Genomic DNA, 20,078 nt, shown 5'->3' on the forward strand with positions numbered 1-20,078 from the left:
ACCATGCCCACCCGTCAAGGCGCTGAAGGCGACAGTCAGCGCTTTTCCATCAAAGGGCGGGTGGTGGATGCAAGTGCGCCAGACATGCAGGATCTGCTGGCTCACGTGTACGAGACCCCCGAACGTCCCCGATGTCTGTGTGTTCCTGGTGGTGTGGAGATGTACGTGGCGCGGCACCGTCAGTTCGTTGTCAAGCGCATGCCGGAAACCGGGTGTCGGCATCACCCATCGTGCCCATCCTTTGAGCCAGAGTGGCAACAGTCAGGCCTGGGCGAGTTGGTGGGCGAGGCTGTTCTGGAGATGGTTCCTGGCCAGATTCAACTGCGTGTGGACTTCCCATGGGTGCGCACGGTGGGGCGTAGCTTGGTTCGAGGTGAAACGCATGACGTGAACGAGGTGGAAGCGCCCAGGCGACGAATGAGCCTGCATGCCCTGATGCACTTCCTGTTCGAGCGAGCAGGCTTCAACCGATGGAGCCCGGCTATGGAGGGCAAGCGCAATCAAGGTGTCCTGCACAAATACCTGATGAATGCGGCCGAGGACGTGATGGTCAAGGGTGCTGGGTTGAGCGAGCGTTTGTACGTGCCCGAGCCCTTCAGCGAAGCCAGCAAATTCGAGGTAGCTCAGCGCCGTCGCAACAAGCTGGCGGTCTTGCATCCGCATGAAGGGCAAAGCCCTCTGGCGGTGGTCATCGGAGAGTTCAAGGTCAGCGAGGTAACGGCCCTGGGTCGGCGTGTTTGGATCAAGCACATGCCCGATGCCCCCCTGCTGGTGGGCACCAAGACCTGGGAGCGCATTGAGCGGGTCTTCGCGCCATTGTTTGAAGCCCGTGACGCTGACAGCGGATACAAGGTCCGTTTGGTGCTGGTGGCACTGATACGCGCTCGCCGTGAGCACACCTATGAAATTGATGCGGCCAGTTTGATGTTGACTAGCGAGCACTGGATCCCTGTGGAGGGCGTGCACGAGTTGCCGCTGGTGCATGCGCTTGTCTCTCAGGGCCGACGCTTTGTCAAACCACTGCGTTACGACGCCAGGAGCGCCGTTGCATTTCCCAATGCTTTGTTGCTGGATGCCGGTTGTCTGCCGGTGCCTTTGCATGTCATCAGCGCATTCATGCCCCCGAAGGATCGGGCGGAAAAAGATCGCGTGGTGCGAACGTCCGGTGTTTCATCCTGGCTCTGGTGGAGTGCCGAAGAGATGCCTGCGTTGCCAGAGGCAATGACGTCCAAGAGTCATTGAGCGAACCTCGGGCATATGGGCTCCGATGACCACCGTCTTGAGTCCTTCCAAGGCTGAGATAAACATTGGTCAGATGATTGGCAGGTGTCGATCACCGGCGTTTGCCGTGGCTTGCTGAGACATGTTGTCGAGCTGTCGGCTGCTCAAGAGCCTCCCCCTGGCCAAGCCCACTCAAGATGCCGCAATGCGCCACGTCTTTTGCCTGAGCACATTGCCCCCGCAGGGCCACCAGTTGTTTTTTCAAGGCGGTCAGCTCTCGAATCCGTTGGGCCACGTGTTCGATGTGCGAGGGATCCCGCTGCTTGTCCTTGTTCTTCGTCGAACTCGGCGCCCCGACGATCGTTGCGTCAACGATCGCCTGTGCCCCAACTTTCAGCCCTCGTACCTGGAGCACCTCGCCCACCTTGCCCTGCCCAAATCGTTGTTCTCCAACAAACGGAGAAACTTCGGCAAGGTCGTCGCATCGGGCAGCGATACTGCTGATACTCCGCGCTCTGATCTGCCGCTACCGCAAGTGTCTGCTGCTTCATCTTTGGGATCCTCCAACGAGTGCTTGCTAGGCATGCAAGTCATGCGCCAGATCGGACCTTTTTCAGCATTGCCCTAAGCCGGAAGGAGTGATAGATGCATGATGTCTGAAGACAATCTGAAAGGCCCAAATGGTGAGGACGTTCGATCATCCGTTAGCCAAGATGCTGCCGTGTCATCGACCGATCGATTCTACGAAGACCATGCGGTCGAATATTTCTCAGGGACCTCCGGTGCCCAGACGCAGTTCGTCCTCGATCGGTTCCTGTCACATCTGCCGGCCAATGCCGCCATCCTTGATGCCGGCTGCGGCTCCGGTCGGGACCTCAAGTACTTTCATTCGCGGGGTCATTGCGCGTTGGGCATCGATGCCTCGACAGCCCTCGTACAAATGGCGGCGGAGTATTCGGGCGCCCCATGTGAAGTCGTTCGCATAGAACGCATCAGCTATGAAGAACGGTTCGATGGGGTATGGGCATGTGCCTCATTGCTCCACTTGCCTCGGGACGCATTTCGCCCCGCACTTCGTAGCCTGAACCGGGCCCTCAAAAGAGGCGGCACACTCTTCATGGCAGTCCAGGAGGGGCAGGGCGAGGCGATTCTCCCGGACGGCCGGTTGTACGTCTACTACTCAGAAGACGATATACGCACGTCACTTGACGCTGCCGGGTTGGCAGTGAATGAACTGTGGACGACGCGGAATTCGGCTGAGGCTGTGCACCAGCCGGTATGGATCAATGTCATTGCCACGGCGCAATAGCGCGCCAGGACTGCACTGGCCGTCGGCATACTTCCCTGTTAACTCGGCTTAGTTTCCGTTTTCCCTCCCCGCAACTCGCAGACGAGCATCAAGACAGCACCGAGGGTGATGCCGATGTCGGCCACGTTGAAGGCCGGCCAGTAGAACGACTGCCACCTGACATCAATCCAGTCCACCACCGCCCCGCGAGCGAGCCGATCGAGCAGGTTCCCTAAAGCACCGCCTAGGAGGAGCCCGAAGGCCAGCCGCTGAGGCCGACCGGTTTGAGGCCGCCGAATCAGTACGGCAAAAACAACCGAGGCGGCCACAGCCACGGCGCTGAAGAAGAGGCGCTGCCATCCACCTGCGTCGTGCAAGAAGCTGAAAGCGGCACCTTCGTTGCGCCAGTGGACGATGTTGAGCACCGGGAGCCATGGCTCGCTGGAGCCATACGGGAGTGCAGCGACCACCGCAGCTTTGCTTGCGATGTCGATCAGGAAGACGGCTGCGGCTGCAAGGAAGGCACGCGCAACGCTCGGATCCATTGTTTGGCGCATCCTCACTGGACCTTGTCCCTCTCGCCGGGCGCCCTGAGCAGGCGCAACCCGTTGAACACCACGACCAGGCTCGCACCCATGTCAGCCAGGATTGCCAGCCACAAGCTGGCGTGTCCCGTGAAGGTCAAGACCATGAACACCGCCTTGGTGCCGATGGCAAAGGCGATGTTGGCTCTCAGCACATTGCCCACCCGATGTGAGAGAGCGATGAACTCTGGCAACTTGCGCAGATCGTCTTGCATGAGCGCCACGTCTGCGGTCTCAATGGCTGTGTCAGTGCCTGCTGCGCCCATGGCGAAGCCGATGCTTGCCTTTGCAAGGGCTGGCGCATCGTTCACCCCGTCCCCGACCATGCCGACTGGTCCTTGGGCGGCCATTGCCTCGATGGCCAAGAGTTTGTCATGAGGCAGCATTTCACCGCGAGCATCGCTGATGCCCACCTGAGCCGCGACCGCCTGCGCTGTCTTCTTGTTATCCCCAGTGAGCATGACCGGCTCGACCCCCAATTGCCTGAGCTGCGCGACGGCCACTTTGCTGCTCTCGCGGACCGTGTCGGCCACGGCCAGCACGCCGAGGGCCTGTGTGGCCGTGGAGAGCACGACAGCGGTCTTGGCCTGGGCTTCCATCTGCTCAAGGAGTTGCAGTACGCGTTCGTTCGTCACCCCCAATTCATTGGCCAGCCGCTGATTGCCAATGTAGTAGGTCTCGCCGTCTATCGCCCCCTTCACACCGCGGCCAGCGAGCGCCTCAAAGGCCTGGACATCGGCGTGCGGTTGGTCTCCATAGGCCCTGACGATGGCCGTGGCCACGGGATGCTCGGACAAGGCATCAAGGCTGGCAGCGATCCGGAGTACCTCCTGGCGCGAGAGCGGACCGAGCTCGACTGTGTCCGTGAGCACCGGTTTTCCATGGGTGAGCGTTCCGGTCTTGTCCAGTGCGACGGCCTTGAGCAACCGGCCTTGCTCCAGATACAGGCCGCCCTTGACGAGAATGCCTCGCTTCGCTGCTGCTGCCAGACCGCTGACCACTGTCACGGGAGTGGAAATGACCAGCGCGCACGGACAGGCGATCACCAGCAAGACCAAGGCCTTGTACGTCCAGTCGTACCAGTCACCGCCGGCCACAAGAGGAGGAATGATGGCGATGCCTAGTGCAAGCACAAAGACTGCTGGCGTATACACGCTGGCAAAACGATCGACAAACCGCTGTGTGGGCGCACGTTGGCCCTGTGCCTCTTGCACGGAGCGGGCGATGCGGTCCAATGTCGTGTCCCCCTTGCGGGCTCGAACCTCGAACTCAAGCGTTCCGCGCTCGTTGATGGTGCCCGCGTAGACCGTATCGCCTGGGTTCTTCTCCACGGGCATGCTCTCGCCGGTGATCGGTGCCTGATTGACTGCCGACTTGCCGGAGACAACCACCCCATCCAGCGCGATCCGCTCGCCTGGGCGCACTCGCACGATGCCGCCGATGGTGACCGTGTCGGCCTTGACTTCGGCCCAGCGCCCATCGCTTTGGCGCAAGAGGGCCGTTTCCGGAGCCAGGTCCATCAGTTTGCGAATGGCGTTGCGGGCTCGATCCAAGCTCATGGCCTCGATCATTTCGGCCACGCCGAACAGCCAGATGACCACTGCTGCCTCCGGCCACTGTCCAATCAACGCTGCGCCGATGACCGCGATGGTCATCAGGAGGTTCATGTTGAGCGACAGGGTGCGCAGCGCAATCCAGCCTTTGTGCAGGGTGGCCGTGCCCCCTAGTGCGATGGCGGCCAAGGAGGCTGCAATCACGGGCATGGATGACTCTTCCATGCCCGAGAAGGCCAATGCCTCTGCACCCAGCGCCAAGACGCCTGCTGCGGCCATTCGCAGCCATTCGGCTTTCGTGATGCCCGTGCCGAACTCCTTGGTGACAGCCGGCGCTGGATCATTGTGGTCCTGGAGCACAGGCGACAGCCCCAGACGCTCGATCGCCGCGGTGATGGGCGCCTCGCTCGGGAGACCATGGCTCACAACCAGCGTACGGCTCAGCAGGTCAAATTGAAGGGCGTCGACGCCAGCCATCCCCTCGAGCGCTTTGCGCAGCATGGCTTCCTCGGTGGGACAGTCCATCTTCTCGATGAGATAGGTCGCCTGGCCACGAGGGCTCGGCCCTGCCTCTCGCTCTACGCTTGCCTGCATACCAATCTCATGCAGGGCTGCGAGAATCCCCGCGAGATCCACTGAGGTGTGTTGCACGTCCAAACGGCGGTTCATCAGGTCGAAGTTGAGCTGCTCGATACCTTTGATCTTTTCCAGGCGCTTCCGAATGAGGCCCTCCTCGGTCGGGCAATCCATGTTGCTGATGAGAAGGCGCGAGGTGTTTCCAGTTGACGGAGGAGATGGGGGCGACGACGCAGCAACCGGTGCCCGGCAGCTGGTGACGCCGCTGCTCACCGTGGGCTTGCCGCAACCTGCGGGGCTGGAAGATTCGCCATCCTTTGCAACGGTTCCTTTGACTCCAATGGCAAGCAAGGCGTCTAGGATAGGCGTGGTGGAGCTGAGGCGATGCCGCACGGACAGCCTGCCCGTACACGAATCAAGTGAGAGATCCTCGATGCCGGTGATTTGACCCAGCTGAGCCCGCACAAGCGCTTCCGAACGCCGGTCCAAATCGGGTAGATCGAGCATCAGAACCGTGGGCGGGCCCTGTTGATCGCTGGCGCACGAACCGCAGGTGGCAGGCGCGGAAGTGGGTGCATCGTCAGTTTTCATAGGTGCCTCTTTTGCTGAACGGGTAAACCTGAAGTGGCCATGGAGCCGAGCGCGTGTCTTGCAGGGGCGCGTCGCGCAGCAAAAAAGGCCGCCCTTCTTCAGGGCGGCCTCCATTACGTCATGACATGTCTAAATGACTGGCCCCGACGAAGACCTTGATCGATCTGGCGCCAAGAGAAGGGATCGCTTGGCTCAAATCGAAAGGCGTGAAGGAAAGGGTGTCGAACCGCCATATGACGTACTTCGTTTCGTTGCCATCCCTGATGGCCAACCTGACGGTCTCGAAACGTGTCACGTTGATCCAGCGAGTCGTAGGCAGGATCTCGATGGTCCGTTCTACTTCGGCCGTGGATGCAGGCGTTCCAAAGATCGAGGTCTTGGGTGTCGCAGCGGAGGACTGAGCAAACGCTTGGCTTCCGAGCGCGAAGGAAGCGGTCATGGCGAGTTGGATGATGAGCTTCATGGATTTTTTCCTTTGTTTGGGTCGAGCTGACAATCAGCGAGTCCGCCGATCAGCCATCGACCAAAGAATGACGTTGAGATGCCGCTGCTCATGGCAGGCATTGGTGCTGCGGCATGATGCTGGTCTCTGGGGCCGTCCTGGGCGGGCGCCTCGGGCCGGCTGGCCGGTGCGAGATGGGTTCGATCAACGGTGCAGGCTCCCATATGGACGGCAACGCAGGTTCTAGCGCCTCGGAGTGGGCCCCCGGAAGTCCCAGGGTTGTGCAACAGGCCTCACAAACGCACGGTTCTGCTGGAGCCTGGCATGCGTGCGGTACCGCCGCGAGCTCATCCTTGACTCCGTCAAGCTTGCTGAATGGCGGGCAACAACGTGATGCAGGAGGGCAGAATTGGGTATCAAAGTCTCCCGAAAATGACTTAGCCGACTCATGAACACCTAGCTCTCGCGCCTCAGCGCCGCCGCTTCCCGCCATGGTCATGGCGAGAGCAAGCCATAGCAGCAGTGATTGGAGAAGATTGGCCATTGAGGACAGGTTCATTTGAAGCAAGCACACCATTTAAAACGCTGTGCCAACTCCAGGGTCAAGTAGTAAATTAGTCAATTCGTCGCCACCTCGCAACGTCTAAGAGGCGTCTGCCTCGCCAACCTGAGTGCTTTCGCGCGCTTCGGCAAGGATCTCTCGGCCACCTTTGAACGCGATGGCGCTCACCACCATTCCAAGAATCAGATCCGGCAAGTTCGAACCCAGCCACATCACCAGCGCACCCGATGCGACGATGGCCAGGTTCACGATCGAATCGTTGCTTGTGAAGATCGAGGATGCTTTGAAGTTGACGTCCTCGCCCTTGTGTCGCTTGAGGAGCCTGAGGCAGAACAGGTTCATGCCGGCATTGACCGCCGCCATGGTCATCATGGCCGGTCCAAGAGGCGCTTCGCCCCCGAAGAAGCGCCGCAGGACTTCGCTGAGCATCAACACTGCGAGCCCGATCAGGAGCCAGCCAGACAGGCGAGCTGCCCTTGCTTTGATGGCGGCTGAGCGGCCAACAGCGTAAAGGCTCACGCCATAGACAGAGGCGTCGGCAAGGTTATCAAGCGCTGCTCCCATCACGGCCGTCGAGGACGCCCACGCGCCCACGGCGAATCCGGCGATACATTGAGCAAGGTTGATCAGGAGTACCTGCCAGAGAATGCGCCTGTCCGAAGCCTGTCGGCCGTCCAGGCCATGATCGTCGTCGTTACTCATCAGTATTCCCTCCAAGGGCAGCGGACCAATGGGCCAATTTGAATCTTGGTGAGGCATTTGAAACCCTGTACCCAGTAGAGAGTCAAGGGGTACGCGACCATCATCCTTTCCCCTATACTGAACCGCCCCGGCTTCTGCGGAGGCCAGTTGCTTTGAGTCAGACGTTGATCGCGGCCTGACTAGCGCGTTGGGAATGGTATCGGTCTTCGAACTCGGCAGGTGGCCTGTAGCCCAGGGGTGCCATCAGCCGATGGTGGTTGAACCAGGCGACCCATTCCAGCGTCGCCAGCTCGACCGCCTGCTTCGTCTTCCACGGCCCGCGGCGGTGAATCACCTCGGCCTTGTAGAGCCCGTTGATCGTCTCGGCCAGCGCGTTGTCGTAACTGTCACCGCGGCTGCCGACGGAGGGTTCGATGCCAGCCTCGGCCAAGCGCTCGCTGTAGCGAATCGACAGGTATTGCGACCCCCTGTCGGAATGACAGATGAGCCCGTCCTTCTCGGTCGGCCGCCGGGCGTACAACGCTTGTTCCAGAGCGTCGAGGACGAACTCCGTGTGCATCGAGCTGCTCTGGCGCCAACCGACGATCCGACGGCTGAACACGTCGATCACGAAGGCCACGTAGACCCAGCCTTGCCACGTCGAGACGTAGGTGAAGTCGGTGACCCACAGCTGGTTCGGATGGTCGGCCTTGAACTGCCGATTCACACGATCCAACGGGCATGGCGCCTTCGGGTCAGGCACCGTCGTGCGCTGTCGCTTGCCTCGGCGAACTCCCTGCAGGCCGTGCTGGCGCATCAAGCGCTCCACGGTGCAGCGCGCGATGTCGATGCCTTCTCGACGCAGTTGGTGCCAGACCTTGTCGGCACCGTAGACCCCGAAGTTCGCCTGCCACACGCGACGAATCTGCGGCGCCAGTTCAGCGTCGCGCAAGCTGCGTCGGCACAGCAGCGCCGGGTCGCGTTGACAGGCCGCGTGCCGCCAGTACGCCGACGGGGCGATCTGCAGCACGCGGCAGATCGACTCGACCCCGAATTCTTGGCGATGCCGGTCGACGAACGCCTTCAGGACTTGATGCGGCGGTCGAGCTCCGCCTGGGCGAAAAACGCGCTGGCCAGCTTCAGAATCTCGTTGGCCTTGCGCAGTTCGCGCACCTCGCGCTCGAGATCTTTGATGCGCTGCGCTTCCGCCGTCGTCGGCCCACCGCGCAGGCCGTGGTCGCGCTCGTGCTGCTTGATCCAATTGTCCAGCGTCTGCGCCGTGCAACCGATCTTGCCGGCGATGGACTCGATGGCCGCCCACTGTGACGGGTGCTCATCTCGGTGCTCCAGCACCATGCGCACCGCGCGCTCGCGAACCTCGGGGGAATACTTCGAACTTCTCATCTTGGCTCCATCATCTCAAACGAGGGAGCCTCCTTCAAAGCCGGGGCGGTTCAGTTTGCCTGGCGGGCGTTGCCTTGACCTGCGATATGGCTAAAGCCATATCCAGAGTGCTGTACAGACCCCAATCCAGATAAGCACGATCAGAACCGCACCAAAACGGCTGCTTGGTTTGGATCCCTGCACTTTCAGCCAGTTGTCAGCCTGTTCGCGGCAGATGACCAAAACCTCAGCGGGCAAGAGCCGAATGGTCAGCCAGATGAGACAAGGCAGCAGCAACACATCATCCACGTAACCGAGCACCGGGATGAAGTCCGGGATCAAATCGATAGGACTGAGTGCATAGGCCACGACGAAAAGACCGATGGCTTTCGCATACCACGGCGTTGCCGGGTGTTTGCCAGCGAACCAGAGCGTCACACCCTCTCGCTTGATCCGCCTTGCCCAGTCTCTGAGCTTTCCGATGATGTTCATGCTATCGAGAATGCCACATACGCGCTCGGGCTTGACGTCGCATGAAGTCGCGAGAGCATGAACCATCGCATGTTCATGAAGGAGCGCCACCATGGTCAAAACCACTGTCACCGTCCAGGGCGGTTCGGCGGCCCTGCCGACCCTGCTCGGGCAAGGCCCCGCCCGCATCCCCACAGGCGGAAAGATCCGCGCAGGCATCAAGGTGCTCACCCGCAAGGCGGCGGAGCAGCCCCAGGCTCAAAGCCTCTACGACGAGGGCGTTGAAGCCGGCCAGTCCTTCGACCAGATCGAGCGCGCCATCGTGGGTGCGCTCCCGCATCTCAAGTCACCGCTGATCCCGCGCAACGTGCCCTGGTTCACCGTGCGGGCACAAGACTTCCCCAATCCCGAGACGCCGAAGCAAATCCTGGAGGCCTATGGCGAGGACCGCGGAGACGGCCTTCACCTCTATCGCTTCCCCATCGTATTTCCGTCCGACCAATGGCAAACCGTGATGCCGCACGAACTCGCGGCCTGGGGCGCGCAGGACAAGCGCTACTGGTCGCAGTACTCGGCCGATGGGCGTGTGCGGCACTGCATGTGCCACGCGCCGGTGCCCATGGACAACACGGGGCGGCGCGCCATCCGCATCTTCGGTGGGCGCAAGACGGTTCCGCGCGAAGACAACGGCGGCATCTGCGAGCCCGAGTCCTGCCCCGACTACCAGCAGCGGCGCTGCAACCTGACCGGGCGGTTCCTATTCTTCATCCCAGGCATCCGATCCATCAGTGCGTTCGAGTTGCCCACCAACAGCTTCTACGCCATGAATGCGGCCATCCAGAAGTTCGAAACCATCGGCTTTCTGCGTGGCGGTCGTATCTCTGGCTTTCTGGATCGCCAGCGCACCCCGTTCTACCTGACCAAGCGTTTGATGGAGGTCGCCCATATCGATGAGACGGGCCTACCCACACGTGTGCCTCAATGGATCATTGAACTGGAAGCGCCTGTGGATGTGACCGCCCTGCTGCGTGACAGGGAGGACGAAGACACGGCCATTGTTCAGGCTCAACTGGCCACCCAGGTCCTGGATGGGGCGCCAAGGTGGGAGGGTGCTGGTGCAGATGTGGATACCGTTGTGGAGACGGTGATCGCCGATGCACCCAAGGACATCCCGCTCCATGACGGGGATCTCACCTTGGAACACCTCCTGGTGCGTGCCCAAGCCTATGGCATTGCCGCCGAGCAGTACCAAGCCTACGCCGACCGACGGTGGGGCCGAGGATGGCGGCTCAACCCGCATGGGCGCCGCCGGGCCTGGGATGAACTGGATCGCTATCGCAACGACCCGCAGGGCTACCTCGACAAGATCGAGAGTGAACTGCACAGAGTGTCATGAGGGAGAAGCACCATGGTTCGCATCGCGCACTTTTCTGACCTTCACTACGGCCCCAAGAACCTGATCGAGGCCGACCGCTGTTTCGGGACAGCCATCGACATGGCCATGGCCTCAGGTGTGCAGGCTGCGGTGCTGTCCGGGGATTCAACCGATCACGCCCTGGACTTGCATTCGCCCGCAGCCGAACGCCTGGTGGCGCAGGTGCGTCGCCTGGCAGACCACTGCCCGGTGCTGATGCTGCAAGGCACGTTCTCTCACGAGCCTCCTGGCACCCTGTCCATCTTCAAATCTCTGGGCGGGCGTTACCCTGTTCATGTGGCCGACCAGATTGGACAGGTGGCGCTGATGCCGAATGGCTGTTGGCAGGTTTCGGAAGGCTGGCGCTTCGATGTGCTGCCGGATGGGCTCATGACCCTTTTCAGCTGCGTGCCCACGGTCAACAAGGCTGCTGTGGCGGCCACGGTGGGGGCGGGGGCTGCTGCCGAGGCAGTGGGCGAGCACCTGGCCTTACTGCTGGCCGGGTTTGCCGAGAGCCACCGACGCGCTCAGTCCTTAGCCGTGCCGTCCATCGGCGTATCGCATGGCACCGTCTTTGGTTGCCTGAGCGAGCACGGCGTGCCCATGGCCGGATTCGACCACGAGTTCACCACGGGCGCATTGTTCGCTGCTGAGGCCCAGGCTTTCATGCTGGGCCACATCCACCGACATCAGGCGTGGGACTGTGACGGACGGCATGGGCGGCAGCGCATCGCCTATGCGGGCTCCATCGGGCGCTTCCACTATGGGGAGGATGGCGACAAAGGCTGGTTGCTTTGGGAGGTGGGTGCTTCGTCAGCGGTCTGCACGCTGCAGCCGACACCTGCTCGGCGGACTGTGGATATTGTGTTTGACGGCAAGCCTGACATCAATGCCTTACGGGATGCCTTGGCGCAACAGGACGTTGCCGGGGCGTTCGTGCGTGTCCGGTGGACGGTGGCGGACGAAGATCGCCATGAGGTCAATCGCCAGGCCATTCAGGAGGCGTTGGGTGCGGCAGCTGAAGTCAAGTTAGAAGGGCGCATCGTGCCGGTTGTGCGGACCAGAGCGGCGGGCATTTCGCAGTTGGACAGTTTGGAACAGAAAGTCACGGCTTGGGCGCAGGCAACGGGTGTTCAGCATGCGGGGCTGCTGAGATGCCTTGGTGAATTGGTGTGTTCACAGCCCGATGAAATCGCTGGCAGAATTTTGGAAGCGAAATGCCTAAGTTGCGGTGATGGTGGCATCAAGGGCGTATGAGCCGCGAATGGTGTCTAGCGATGACGTTCTGCTGTGTCGATCTACCGTTCCGCAGTCATACACGTGCAGGGTGGATGAGGGGTGCCATCGACCAACGCGGATCTGCCATGAGCAGTCGTTGTGCCCACGCACCTGAGCGGCAGGCCAAGGCTGATCTGCGACATTCGCGGGTGGTTCCTGGACGGCAGCGACTGCCAATAGCGAACATTGAGGGCCGGTGGCCTCAACCGACTGCTTTGCAACTAACACCAGTCGCTCGACGGCACTGCAGGCAGCAAGCCGGTTTGAATGGTCGCTCTGCGCAGAGTGACCGGCTCAAACCGACCCGTAGCGTAAGTTGGATCGCCCGCTATGAAATTGCGCTACGCAGGGACAAGCGGTCGGTCTAGCCACCCAGGCCAGTGAAGTAACGGAATAGCGGCATGTCATGCAACGCTTCTTCCATGGCCAGATCGTTCAACGTAAACCACTGCTGCATGAACTGGATGCACAGTTGCTACTCCACCGGAAACGGCGGAAGGCCACGTTTGCCTTCTGGCATGTAGGGAGCGATCAACTCTACCAATTCGGACCATCGAGGAGCTTCGATGCCGCGTGCGTCTCGTCGAAGTTCCCCATCTAACTCTCGCTTGCTTCATGAGCTCAATGAGCTCAGGCAACCACGCAGGTGCCACGGACGTGTTCGGACGATTTATCCAGGCCTTCCGCACCATTACGCGAATGTAATGCGCAGGTCATTCAAGGGAAAGGTCCGCCTCCGTAAGCTATTGCCTACTGCGCCAAGGTGGGTGCCCCAGGTGGCACCCAGGAGCAACACCCAATTGCATCTCCAGGAGACCCGACATGGCACCTCGAAACCCTCTTGTCTTCCCATCTGCCGGCTTGAGCCGTCGCCGCTTTGTCCAGGGGCTGACCGCTGGTGGTGTACTCAGCGGCTTGTCGCTACCGGCGATGAAGGCGCTCGCGCAGGCAGGTCAGCTCAGCCGCGGCACGGCGCCCGTTCTGCGCGGAAATACTTTTGACCTGGTGATCGCGGAGTCGCCAGTTAACTTCACCGGGCAGCCCGGCGTCGCCACGACGATCAACGGGTCCCTGCCTGCTCCGACCCTGCGCTGGCGCGAGGGCGAAGAGGTGACCATCCGGGTGACGAATCGGTTGCGCGAGGCGACCTCCATCCACTGGCATGGCATCATCCTTCCATACCAGATGGACGGTGTGCCCGGTATCAGCTTCCCCGGTATCGCACCCGGGGCGACCTTCACCTACCGTTTCAAGGTTCAGCAAAGCGGCTCCTACTGGTACCACTCGCATTCCGGATTCCAGGAACTGACCGGCATGTACGGTGCCATCATCATCGACCCGGCCGGTCCGCAGACCATCCAGGCCGACCGAGACCATGTCCTGCTCTTCTCGGACTGGACCGACGAGGATCCGATGCGGGTCTTCGCCAAGCTGAAGGCTCAGGGCAATTACTACAACTACAACCAGCCGACCGCCATCGACTTCTTCCGCGATGTGTCCCGCGATGGACTGCAGGTTTCACTCGCCAAGCGCAAGATGTGGAACGAGATGCGCATGAGTCCGACCGATCTGGCCGACCTATCTGCGCAGACCCTGACCTATCTTGCCAACGGCGTCACGCCGGCCGGTAATTGGACGGCGTTGTTCAAGGCTGGCGAGCGGGTGCGGCTGCGCATGGTCAACGGTGCGGGCAACACCTTCTATGACGTGCGCATCCCCGGCCTGAAGCTCAAGGTTGTGCATGTCGACGGGGTGGACATTGAGCCCATTACTGTGGACGAATTCCGCTTCGGCCCTGGAGAAACGATCGACGTGATCGTAGAGCCCCGAGACGATGCTTACACGATCTTCGCGCAGGCGATGGACAGGACCGGCTATGCGCGCGCTACGCTGGCTGTGCGCGAGGGCCTGCAGGCACCTGTGCCCGCGCTCGATCCCGTCCAGTGGTTGACCATGGCCGACATGATGGGGAGCATGGACCATGGCTCAGCAGAAGGCGAGAGCATGGAGATGACCGCCATGGCGGGGATGCCCGAAATGACCGGGATGGCCGGAATGGATCACAGCGCCATGCAGGGCATGAACCACGGCGCGATGGCCCTGGATCACAGCAAGCACGCGGCGGCCGCCGGCAGTCTGGCGATTCCGTCGACTCTGGCACGCCACGCGCGCACGGAATACGGCGCGAGCACGGACATGCGTGTCGACATGGCGCGCACCAACCTGGACGACCCTGGAATCGGCCTGCGAAACAATGGCCGTCGGGTGCTCACGCTCGCTGACCTGCACACGCCGTCAGGACCGATGGACAGCCGAGGCCCTGAGCGAGAGGTCGAGCTGCATCTGACCGGCAACATGGAGCGCTACACCTGGTCACTTGACGGGCTGGAGTTCGGCAACTCCACGCCCGTGCACTTCCGCCACAACGAGCGCCTGCGGGTCATTCTGCACAACGACACGATGATGACGCACCCCATGCACCTGCACGGCATGTGGAGCGAGCTGGAGAGCCCTGACGGCAAGTTCCTCGCACGTCGGCACACCTTGCCTGTGCAACCCGCGCAGCGAATCAGCTTCCTTGTGACGGCCGACGCACTCGGACGTTGGGCTTGGCACTGCCACCTGATGTTCCACATGGACGCAGGCATGTTCCGCGAGGTCGTGGTGTCGTGAGTCCCAGCGAGAAAAGGAACCCCAAAATGTTCAAACCAGGATATCTCCCAACGCTGGCCATGCTGGTAGCAACGTTGACCACCGTGAACGCGCAGGCCCAGACTGCCGCGTCCGAGGACCACAGCGCGCACCACGGTGCAACCTCGGAGCAGGCGCAGCAGCCAGATACGGCGCCTGCACCGACTGCGGCAGACCCTCACGCCGGGCATAGCACTACGCAAGGCGATGCGCCCCCGGCCATGGACCACGGCGACATGAAGATGCAGGGGGGCTCGGCGCCGGCGGACGCGCGCGACCCGCATGCCTATTCCAATGGCCTGAAGCTCGGCGAAGGCGAATATGCAGTGCCTGGCGTTCCTCGCCTGATGCTGGCCGACGAGCACCGCTTCGGTTCGCTCCTCGGTGAAACCCTGGAGCGTCAATTCACCCGCAAGGGGGGCGACAGCACGGCCTACAACTTCCAGGGTTGGTACGGTACGACCTACAACCGCCTGGCCTTGAAAGCCGAAGGCGCCATCTCCAACGGTAAGCTTGAGGAGTCTCGTACCGAGCTGCTATGGGCCCGCGCCATCGCCTCGTACTGGGACACCCAGGTTGGGGTGCGGCTGGACAGCGGTGAAGGCCCCAGTCGCCAATGGCTGGCCTTCGGCATGCAGGGGCTGGCGCCCTACTGGTTCGAATTGGACGCTACCGCCTATGTGGGCAATGGCGGAAGGACGGCCTTGAGGCTCGAAGCGAGCTATGAGTTGCTAATCTCGCAACGACTGATCCTGGTGCCGAAGGTCGAGACGCAGTTCTACGGCAAGGACGATCCCGAGCGGCGCATCGGCAGCGGCCTAGCCGAGGCATCGGCCGGGCTGAGGTTGCGCTACGAGATCAGCCGCCAATTCGCGCCCTACATCGGCATCGAGCGTGCGGGCTCGTTCGGGAAGACGGCCGACTACGTCAGCGCCGAAGGCGGACGAGCAAAGCAAACACGCTTCGTGGCTGGCCTGCGGTTCTGGTTCTGACAGCGCCTCTGGCGCACCCATCCACTTGCCCCTAACCAAACTGGGAATCATGATGAAAACTCACCGTGACACCTCAGCCAGCAATTTGCTGCCTGACCGAGCGGCATGCCAATCATGATTTGGTGGATATCTCCCCCCTCGGGTTCCGATGTTGAAGAATTCGAAGGCCCTTCAAGTCCCACGTTCTGCTTTTCCCTCCATCACTCCTACTGCATGGGATCTTTCATGACGCTCTCAAGCCTCTTCTCCAAAGCGACCCTCGCTTTCGCCTCCGCCTTGTTCGCTACTACGGCAGCATTTGCCCATCCGGCACTGTTGTCCAGCACACCGGCGGACAAGTCCCAGGGCCCGGCACCCGCGAAAATCGAATTGAAGTTTTCCGAAACGCTGACCACGCAGTTCTCGGGCGCGAATCTCATCATGACCGGCATGCCGGGGATGCCGAATCACGGCGCGATGAAGATCAATGCCAGCGTCGCTGGCGCCAGCGATGGCAAGACGATGGTAATCACCCCCGCCAGTCCCTTGGCCGCCGGTGACTACCGTGTGGAATGGCGGGCCGTCTCTTCGGACACCCACCCAGTCAAGGGCAGCTTTACCTTCCAGGTGAAGTGAGCCATGGCGGACGAATGGATCAACATTGCGCTGCGCTTCGCGGTGTACATGGACCTGGGCGCGACCTTTGGTGTATCCCTGTTCGGTGTGTACGCACTTCGTCTGGACAGTCGTTCGCCCCCCATCGCGCAGCGCTACGCACGCGTCGTCGCTGCCGGAGCGCTCGTGGGCATCACGTTATCGGTCGGCGCCATGGCAGTACTCGCCAAGGCCATGTCCGGCGCTGCCACCTATGGAGAGCTGAACAGCAACATCTTCGAGATGATCATTTCGGAGACGGCTGTGGGCATTGCCTGGTCGGTTCGTCTGCTGGCCCTTGCTGCATGCGTCGGTCTTGCCATGGCGAAGCTGCGCATCGTGCATCGGCTGATCGGCTCGGCCGCTTTGAGCGCTCTGGCACTCGCAACGATGGCTTGGTCCGGACACGGTGCAATGAGTGAAGGGGCTCAGGGCTATGTGCACCTAGCGTCTGACATCACCCATTTGTTGGCGGCCGGAGCATGGGTCGGGGCGCTTTTCGCCTTCGTCATGCTGGCGATGCATCGGGATGCAACGACAAACAAATCGGTCGAGATTCTGAGCCGGCTGTCGAATGGCTTTGCGCAGGTTGGCACCGTTATCGTGGCGACGCTGGTCGTGACGGGCATAGTCAACTACCTGTTGATCGTGGGTGCGTCGGTCAAGCCGATCTTCACGACGCTCTATGGCGGCCTGCTCGCGCTGAAGATCGCATTGTTCATCGGCATGCTCGGATTGGCAGCCGCCAATCGCTTCCAGTTGAGCCCGCGACTCGAAATGGCGCTGAGCAGCGGAGATCATGCGCAAGCGGCCGTGCTGTTGCGTCGCAGCCTGGTCATTGAGGCATGCATGGTGGTCCTCGTTATCGCATGTGTTGCATGGCTAGGCGTTCTCTCTCCAGCCAAATGATGGTCGCATCGCGATGACGTGAACGCCGACCATACCGTCCAAAGCTACGTAGGTCTGACTCCTATCAGTGTGGAAACGACAACGTGAATTGCGTTTTACCTTCTCCTGATCGGGCCGAGGCATTGCCGCCGTGGGCTTCAACGATGGCCTTCGTAATCGATAGGCCCAGCCCAGTTCCATCAGAGTCAGGATGAGATCTTGCAGGATCTGCGCGATAGAAGCGGTCAAACAACCTTGGCAACACAAGGGGATCAATATCCTGCCCTGTGTTCTCCACCGTGATCTCGGTGGTCGCACGCCCCTCGACAACGTCGATGTGCACGTCTCCCTCGTCTGGCGTATGGCGGAGGGCATTTGAGAGCAAATTGCTCACGGCGCGGCGAAACATCAACCGGTCACCGAAAATCTGACCATCGCCCTGGGCGCTCAAACGGATGCGCTTTTCATCGGCCACGACGTCATAGAACTCCAACAGCGCCTGCACTTCACGGGCCGCCGAGAAACGCTCCTTGTTGGGCAGGTCCACACCTCGCTCGGTCTTGGCCAGGAACAGCATGTCCGACACCATGCGTGCCAGGCGTTGCAGCTCTTCGGCATTGGATGAGAGGATGTCGCGGTAGGTATGGGCATCCCGGTCGGCCGACAGCGTCACCTGCGTCTGGGTGAGCAAGTTGCTGATGGGGGTCCGCAATTCATGGGCCAGGTCCGATGAGAACTCTGACAGGCGCAGGAAGTCCTCCTGAAGCCTGCCTAACATCTGGTTCAACTCCCTTGCCAGGTCTGCCATCTCAATCGGAACGGCCTCAACAGGCATGCGCCTTTCCAGTTGTTGGCCCGACACCCCAGCCGCTCGTGTCTTCATGTCGCGAAGCGGAGCCATACCTTGATGCGCAGCGATCCAACCCAGAACACCACTGATGAGCGTTGCAATGACGGCGTAGATCACCAGTTTGCCTTGCAACTCGGCCAGAAACTTCTGATGGTGTGCAGTCTCAATCGCAACCGTGACATCTAATCGTTTGACCTGATCGTACCCGGGTGAAGATTGAGAGTGGACTGCGTGAAAGTCACCTTCCCCGTGTTCCCTTGTGGGCTGCGCGTGGCCGCCTTGAATGCTGTCTGCGCTGAAGTCCTTGGCTAGATCGCCGACACCATTGGTTTGGAAGATCACATCACCACCTGGTACCTTGACCAGCACATAGAGTCCATGATGATGATTCAGTGCCTCACTCAGCCGGGAGCGCGCGTCTCCAAGTGAATTGGACTTGGTCAAAATTTCGTCGATCAAGTGCTGCTTGTCTTCCAAGGTCGTACGGTCAAGCTCCTTGAAATGCTGATCCGTTGCCAGCAAGAGCAAGTAACCCAAACCGAGCACAACGGTGGCAGCCACGATCGTGAAAAACACAGTCAGGCGGCTGGTCAGCGAAAGATGGCGCAGCACTTACTGATCCTCCGGCGCTTCCAGCACATAGCCCATGCCACGGACCGTCTGAATCAGCTTGGTATCGTGCCCCTCGTCGATCTTCACGCGCAGACGCCGCATGGCCACCTCGATCACATTGGTGTCGCTATCGAAATTCATGTCCCACACCTGCGACGCGATCAGCGAGCGAGGGAGGACTTCGCCCTGACGTCGCATCAGGAGTTCGAGGAGCCCGAATTCCTTGGCAGTCAGGTCGATGCGCTTGCCCGCGCGCGAGACACGCCGACGCAGCAAATCCAAATCCAGGTCAGCGACCTTCAGTCTTGTGGGCTCGTTCCCGCTGCGACCTCGCCGCAAGATGATGCGCACGCGTGCCAACAGCTCGGCAAATGAGAAGGGCTTGACCAGGTAGTCCTCGGCACCCAACTCCAGGCCTTTCACTCGGTCCTCGACCTGATCTCGCGCGGTCAGGAACATGACCGGCATCTGCAGCCCCCGTTCGCGCATGGCATGCAAAACCTGCCAACCGTTCAGGCCCGGAAGCATCACATCCAGAATCACCAAGTCAAACTCGCTGTGCTCCATCAAATGCAAGCCATCGGTCCCGTTCTGGGCGAGATCAACAACGAACCCGGCTTCACGCAAGCCTTGGCGCAGGTACTCACCGGTTTTGGGCTCGTCTTCGACGATCAAGATTCGCATGTTTGTCTCCCCTCTCTCTGGCGTGACGATAGTGTGACGAGCTTTAGCGCCCCTGTCATGTAGATAACAAATTTGTAATTCGTTAGATGGCTTTTTGTCAGGAGAGACTCTTCAGAATGGTTCCTTGAAATCGAAGCGTCGCCGACGAGGAGTCCATGTCGATCCCATTCCATCACGCCAGAACGGTGCTCTTAGGCTTGTTGGCACGTTCTGCTGCGACAGCATCGGCACAGACAGCTACCTGTACTCATCAGAGGAAACCATGAACAAAATCAACCAAGTGCTGAGCATTTCTGCGTTGGCCCTGAGTGTGGTCATACCTGTGAGCAGCTTTGCTCAAACAGCCATGGATCACAGCAAGATGGGCATGTCGCATCCGGCAGCCATGACCGACGGAGAAATCAAGAAACTGGACGTCACCAACGGCAAGGTCACGATCAAACATGGTGACATCCTGCACATGGACATGCCAGGCATGACCATGGTGTTCACGGTGAAGGACAAGAGCTTGCTGTCCCAAGTCAAGCCGGGAGACAAGGTCAAGTTCATGGTAGTGAACGAGGGCGGAAAGCTGGTGGTCACCGATATCCAGCCTGCCCAATAAAAAAAACACGTTGACCCTGCGTGCTGTTGCCGCCATGCCTTATGAAACCGGACGGGCAGTGGCTGATCTCAAACCCTGAC

General features: G+C 60.7%; 17 protein-coding genes, 2 pseudogenes and 1 other annotated feature. Of the genes and pseudogenes, 9 read left to right on the forward strand and 10 right to left on the reverse strand.

What is annotated here, in order from left to right:
• Positions 1 to 3 precede the first annotated feature (3 nt).
• Entirely contained in the window at positions 4 to 1,242 is a 1,239-nt protein-coding gene (locus DEH84_RS08370; protein ID WP_058088280.1) for a DUF1173 family protein, read from the forward strand.
• 289 nt (positions 1,243 to 1,531) lie between these two features.
• On the opposite strand, the pseudogene DEH84_RS19445 reads toward DEH84_RS08370, so the two are convergent.
• A pseudogene (locus DEH84_RS19445) lies at positions 1,532 to 1,713 on the reverse strand (IS5/IS1182 family transposase); the annotation flags it as partial.
• A gap of 157 nt (positions 1,714 to 1,870) precedes the next feature.
• On the opposite strand from DEH84_RS19445, the gene DEH84_RS08380 reads away from it, so the two are divergent.
• Entirely contained in the window at positions 1,871 to 2,530 is a 660-nt protein-coding gene (locus DEH84_RS08380; protein ID WP_109036440.1) for a class I SAM-dependent methyltransferase, read from the forward strand.
• Positions 2,531 to 2,568: 38 nt separating this feature from the next.
• On the opposite strand, the gene lspA is transcribed toward DEH84_RS08380, so the two are convergent.
• From lspA to DEH84_RS08410, 6 genes are all read right to left on the reverse strand, one after another.
• Positions 2,569 to 3,054 (reverse strand): signal peptidase II, encoded by a 486-nt coding sequence (gene lspA, locus DEH84_RS08385; RefSeq protein ID WP_058088281.1) that lies wholly within the window; start codon positions 3,052 to 3,054, stop codon positions 2,569 to 2,571.
• 14 nt (positions 3,055 to 3,068) lie between these two features.
• Positions 3,069 to 5,813 carry a heavy metal translocating P-type ATPase gene (locus tag DEH84_RS08390; protein ID WP_109036442.1) on the reverse strand — a complete coding sequence of 915 codons (2,745 nt, stop codon included), beginning with the start codon at positions 5,811 to 5,813 and terminating at the stop codon, positions 3,069 to 3,071.
• 118 nt (positions 5,814 to 5,931) lie between these two features.
• On the reverse strand, positions 5,932 to 6,276 hold the full coding sequence (locus tag DEH84_RS08395) for a CzcE family metal-binding protein (RefSeq protein ID WP_058088278.1): 345 nt from the start codon (positions 6,274 to 6,276) through the stop codon (positions 5,932 to 5,934).
• A gap of 622 nt (positions 6,277 to 6,898) precedes the next feature.
• A complete protein-coding gene (locus DEH84_RS08400) occupies positions 6,899 to 7,519 on the reverse strand; it encodes a cation efflux transmembrane domain-containing protein (protein WP_109036444.1) in 621 nt (206 codons plus the stop codon).
• Positions 7,520 to 7,676: 157 nt separating this feature from the next.
• Positions 7,677 to 8,902 (reverse strand): IS3 family transposase gene (locus DEH84_RS08405; RefSeq protein WP_109034349.1). Its coding sequence is split into 2 segments (ribosomal slippage): positions 7,677 to 8,617 and positions 8,617 to 8,902, totalling 1,227 coding nucleotides; the frame shifts between segments, so codons are not numbered across the junction.
• Positions 8,511 to 8,627, reverse strand: a sequence feature (AL1L pseudoknot). It overlaps the preceding gene by 117 nt.
• A gap of 90 nt (positions 8,903 to 8,992) precedes the next feature.
• Complete coding sequence (locus DEH84_RS08410) at positions 8,993 to 9,373, reverse strand: YkvA family protein (RefSeq protein WP_109038288.1); 381 nt, start codon at positions 9,371 to 9,373, stop codon at positions 8,993 to 8,995.
• A gap of 91 nt (positions 9,374 to 9,464) precedes the next feature.
• Between DEH84_RS08410 and DEH84_RS08415 the strand changes: the two genes are divergently transcribed.
• Both DEH84_RS08415 and DEH84_RS08420 read left to right on the forward strand, forming a co-directional pair.
• Positions 9,465 to 10,748, forward strand: a complete 1,284-nt coding sequence (locus DEH84_RS08415; RefSeq protein WP_109036446.1) for a recombination directionality factor — start codon at positions 9,465 to 9,467, stop codon at positions 10,746 to 10,748.
• A gap of 12 nt (positions 10,749 to 10,760) precedes the next feature.
• Positions 10,761 to 12,023, forward strand: coding sequence for a metallophosphoesterase family protein (locus DEH84_RS08420; RefSeq protein WP_109036448.1), 1,263 nt, complete (start codon positions 10,761 to 10,763; stop codon positions 12,021 to 12,023).
• 388 nt (positions 12,024 to 12,411) lie between these two features.
• Here the strand turns inward: DEH84_RS08420 and DEH84_RS08425 are convergent.
• Positions 12,412 to 12,661, reverse strand: a pseudogene (locus tag DEH84_RS08425) (transposase); the annotation flags it as partial.
• A 205-nt stretch (positions 12,662 to 12,866) separates the two neighbouring features.
• On the opposite strand from DEH84_RS08425, the gene DEH84_RS08430 reads away from it, so the two are divergent.
• The 4 genes from DEH84_RS08430 to copD all read left to right on the forward strand — a co-directional run bounded on the left by DEH84_RS08430 (position 12,867) and on the right by copD (position 17,269).
• Positions 12,867 to 14,717 carry a copper resistance system multicopper oxidase gene (locus DEH84_RS08430; protein WP_109036450.1) on the forward strand — a complete coding sequence of 617 codons (1,851 nt, stop codon included), beginning with the start codon at positions 12,867 to 12,869 and terminating at the stop codon, positions 14,715 to 14,717.
• Positions 14,718 to 14,743: 26 nt separating this feature from the next.
• Complete coding sequence (locus tag DEH84_RS08435) at positions 14,744 to 15,727, forward strand: copper resistance protein B (protein WP_245932724.1); 984 nt, start codon at positions 14,744 to 14,746, stop codon at positions 15,725 to 15,727.
• Between the two features lie 225 nt (positions 15,728 to 15,952).
• Positions 15,953 to 16,342 (forward strand): copper homeostasis periplasmic binding protein CopC, encoded by a 390-nt coding sequence (gene copC, locus DEH84_RS08440; protein ID WP_109036452.1) that lies wholly within the window; start codon positions 15,953 to 15,955, stop codon positions 16,340 to 16,342.
• A 3-nt stretch (positions 16,343 to 16,345) separates the two neighbouring features.
• Positions 16,346 to 17,269: a copper homeostasis membrane protein CopD gene (gene copD / locus DEH84_RS08445; RefSeq protein ID WP_109036454.1), complete on the forward strand. Its 924-nt coding sequence runs from the start codon at positions 16,346 to 16,348 to the stop codon at positions 17,267 to 17,269.
• Between the two features lie 64 nt (positions 17,270 to 17,333).
• On the opposite strand, the gene DEH84_RS08450 is transcribed toward copD, so the two are convergent.
• Together DEH84_RS08450 and DEH84_RS08455 are read right to left on the reverse strand one after the other, a co-directional pair.
• The gene (locus tag DEH84_RS08450; protein WP_109036456.1) at positions 17,334 to 18,710 is read right to left on the reverse strand and encodes a heavy metal sensor histidine kinase; all 1,377 of its coding nucleotides are present in this window, start codon (positions 18,708 to 18,710) and stop codon (positions 17,334 to 17,336) included.
• Positions 18,711 to 19,394 (reverse strand): heavy metal response regulator transcription factor, encoded by a 684-nt coding sequence (locus tag DEH84_RS08455; RefSeq protein WP_109036458.1) that lies wholly within the window; start codon positions 19,392 to 19,394, stop codon positions 18,711 to 18,713. It lies immediately after the preceding gene.
• Between the two features lie 262 nt (positions 19,395 to 19,656).
• On the opposite strand from DEH84_RS08455, the gene DEH84_RS08460 reads away from it, so the two are divergent.
• Positions 19,657 to 19,998, forward strand: a complete 342-nt coding sequence (locus DEH84_RS08460) for a copper-binding protein (RefSeq protein ID WP_109036460.1) — start codon at positions 19,657 to 19,659, stop codon at positions 19,996 to 19,998.
• Positions 19,999 to 20,078: the final 80 nt, after the last annotated feature.

The sequence above is a fragment of the Aquabacterium olei genome, assembly GCF_003100395.1.
GTDB lineage: Bacteria > Pseudomonadota > Gammaproteobacteria > Burkholderiales > Burkholderiaceae_C > Aquabacterium > Aquabacterium olei.

Bases quoted from the DNA above. Each gene is read 5' to 3' on its own strand.
- DEH84_RS08420 (WP_109036448.1), top strand. From the start codon at position 10,761: ATGGTTCGCATCGCGCACTTTTCTGACCTTCACTACGGCCCCAAGAAC.
- DEH84_RS08455 (WP_109036458.1), bottom strand. From the start codon at position 19,394: ATGCGAATCTTGATCGTCGAAGACGAGCCCAAAACCGGTGAGTACCTG.
- DEH84_RS08410 (WP_109038288.1), bottom strand. From the start codon at position 9,373: ATGAACATCATCGGAAAGCTCAGAGACTGGGCAAGGCGGATCAAGCGA.
- copD (WP_109036454.1), top strand. From the start codon at position 16,346: ATGGCGGACGAATGGATCAACATTGCGCTGCGCTTCGCGGTGTACATG.
- DEH84_RS08395 (WP_058088278.1), bottom strand. From the start codon at position 6,276: ATGAAGCTCATCATCCAACTCGCCATGACCGCTTCCTTCGCGCTCGGA.
- DEH84_RS08370 (WP_058088280.1), top strand. From the start codon at position 4: ATGCCCACCCGTCAAGGCGCTGAAGGCGACAGTCAGCGCTTTTCCATC.
- DEH84_RS08435 (WP_245932724.1), top strand. From the start codon at position 14,744: ATGTTCAAACCAGGATATCTCCCAACGCTGGCCATGCTGGTAGCAACG.
- copC (WP_109036452.1), top strand. From the start codon at position 15,953: ATGACGCTCTCAAGCCTCTTCTCCAAAGCGACCCTCGCTTTCGCCTCC.
- DEH84_RS08415 (WP_109036446.1), top strand. From the start codon at position 9,465: ATGGTCAAAACCACTGTCACCGTCCAGGGCGGTTCGGCGGCCCTGCCG.
- DEH84_RS08430 (WP_109036450.1), top strand. From the start codon at position 12,867: ATGGCACCTCGAAACCCTCTTGTCTTCCCATCTGCCGGCTTGAGCCGT.
- DEH84_RS08380 (WP_109036440.1), top strand. From the start codon at position 1,871: ATGATGTCTGAAGACAATCTGAAAGGCCCAAATGGTGAGGACGTTCGA.
- DEH84_RS08400 (WP_109036444.1), bottom strand. From the start codon at position 7,519: ATGAGTAACGACGACGATCATGGCCTGGACGGCCGACAGGCTTCGGAC.
- DEH84_RS08390 (WP_109036442.1), bottom strand. From the start codon at position 5,813: ATGAAAACTGACGATGCACCCACTTCCGCGCCTGCCACCTGCGGTTCG.
- lspA (WP_058088281.1), bottom strand. From the start codon at position 3,054: ATGGATCCGAGCGTTGCGCGTGCCTTCCTTGCAGCCGCAGCCGTCTTC.
- DEH84_RS08460 (WP_109036460.1), top strand. From the start codon at position 19,657: ATGAACAAAATCAACCAAGTGCTGAGCATTTCTGCGTTGGCCCTGAGT.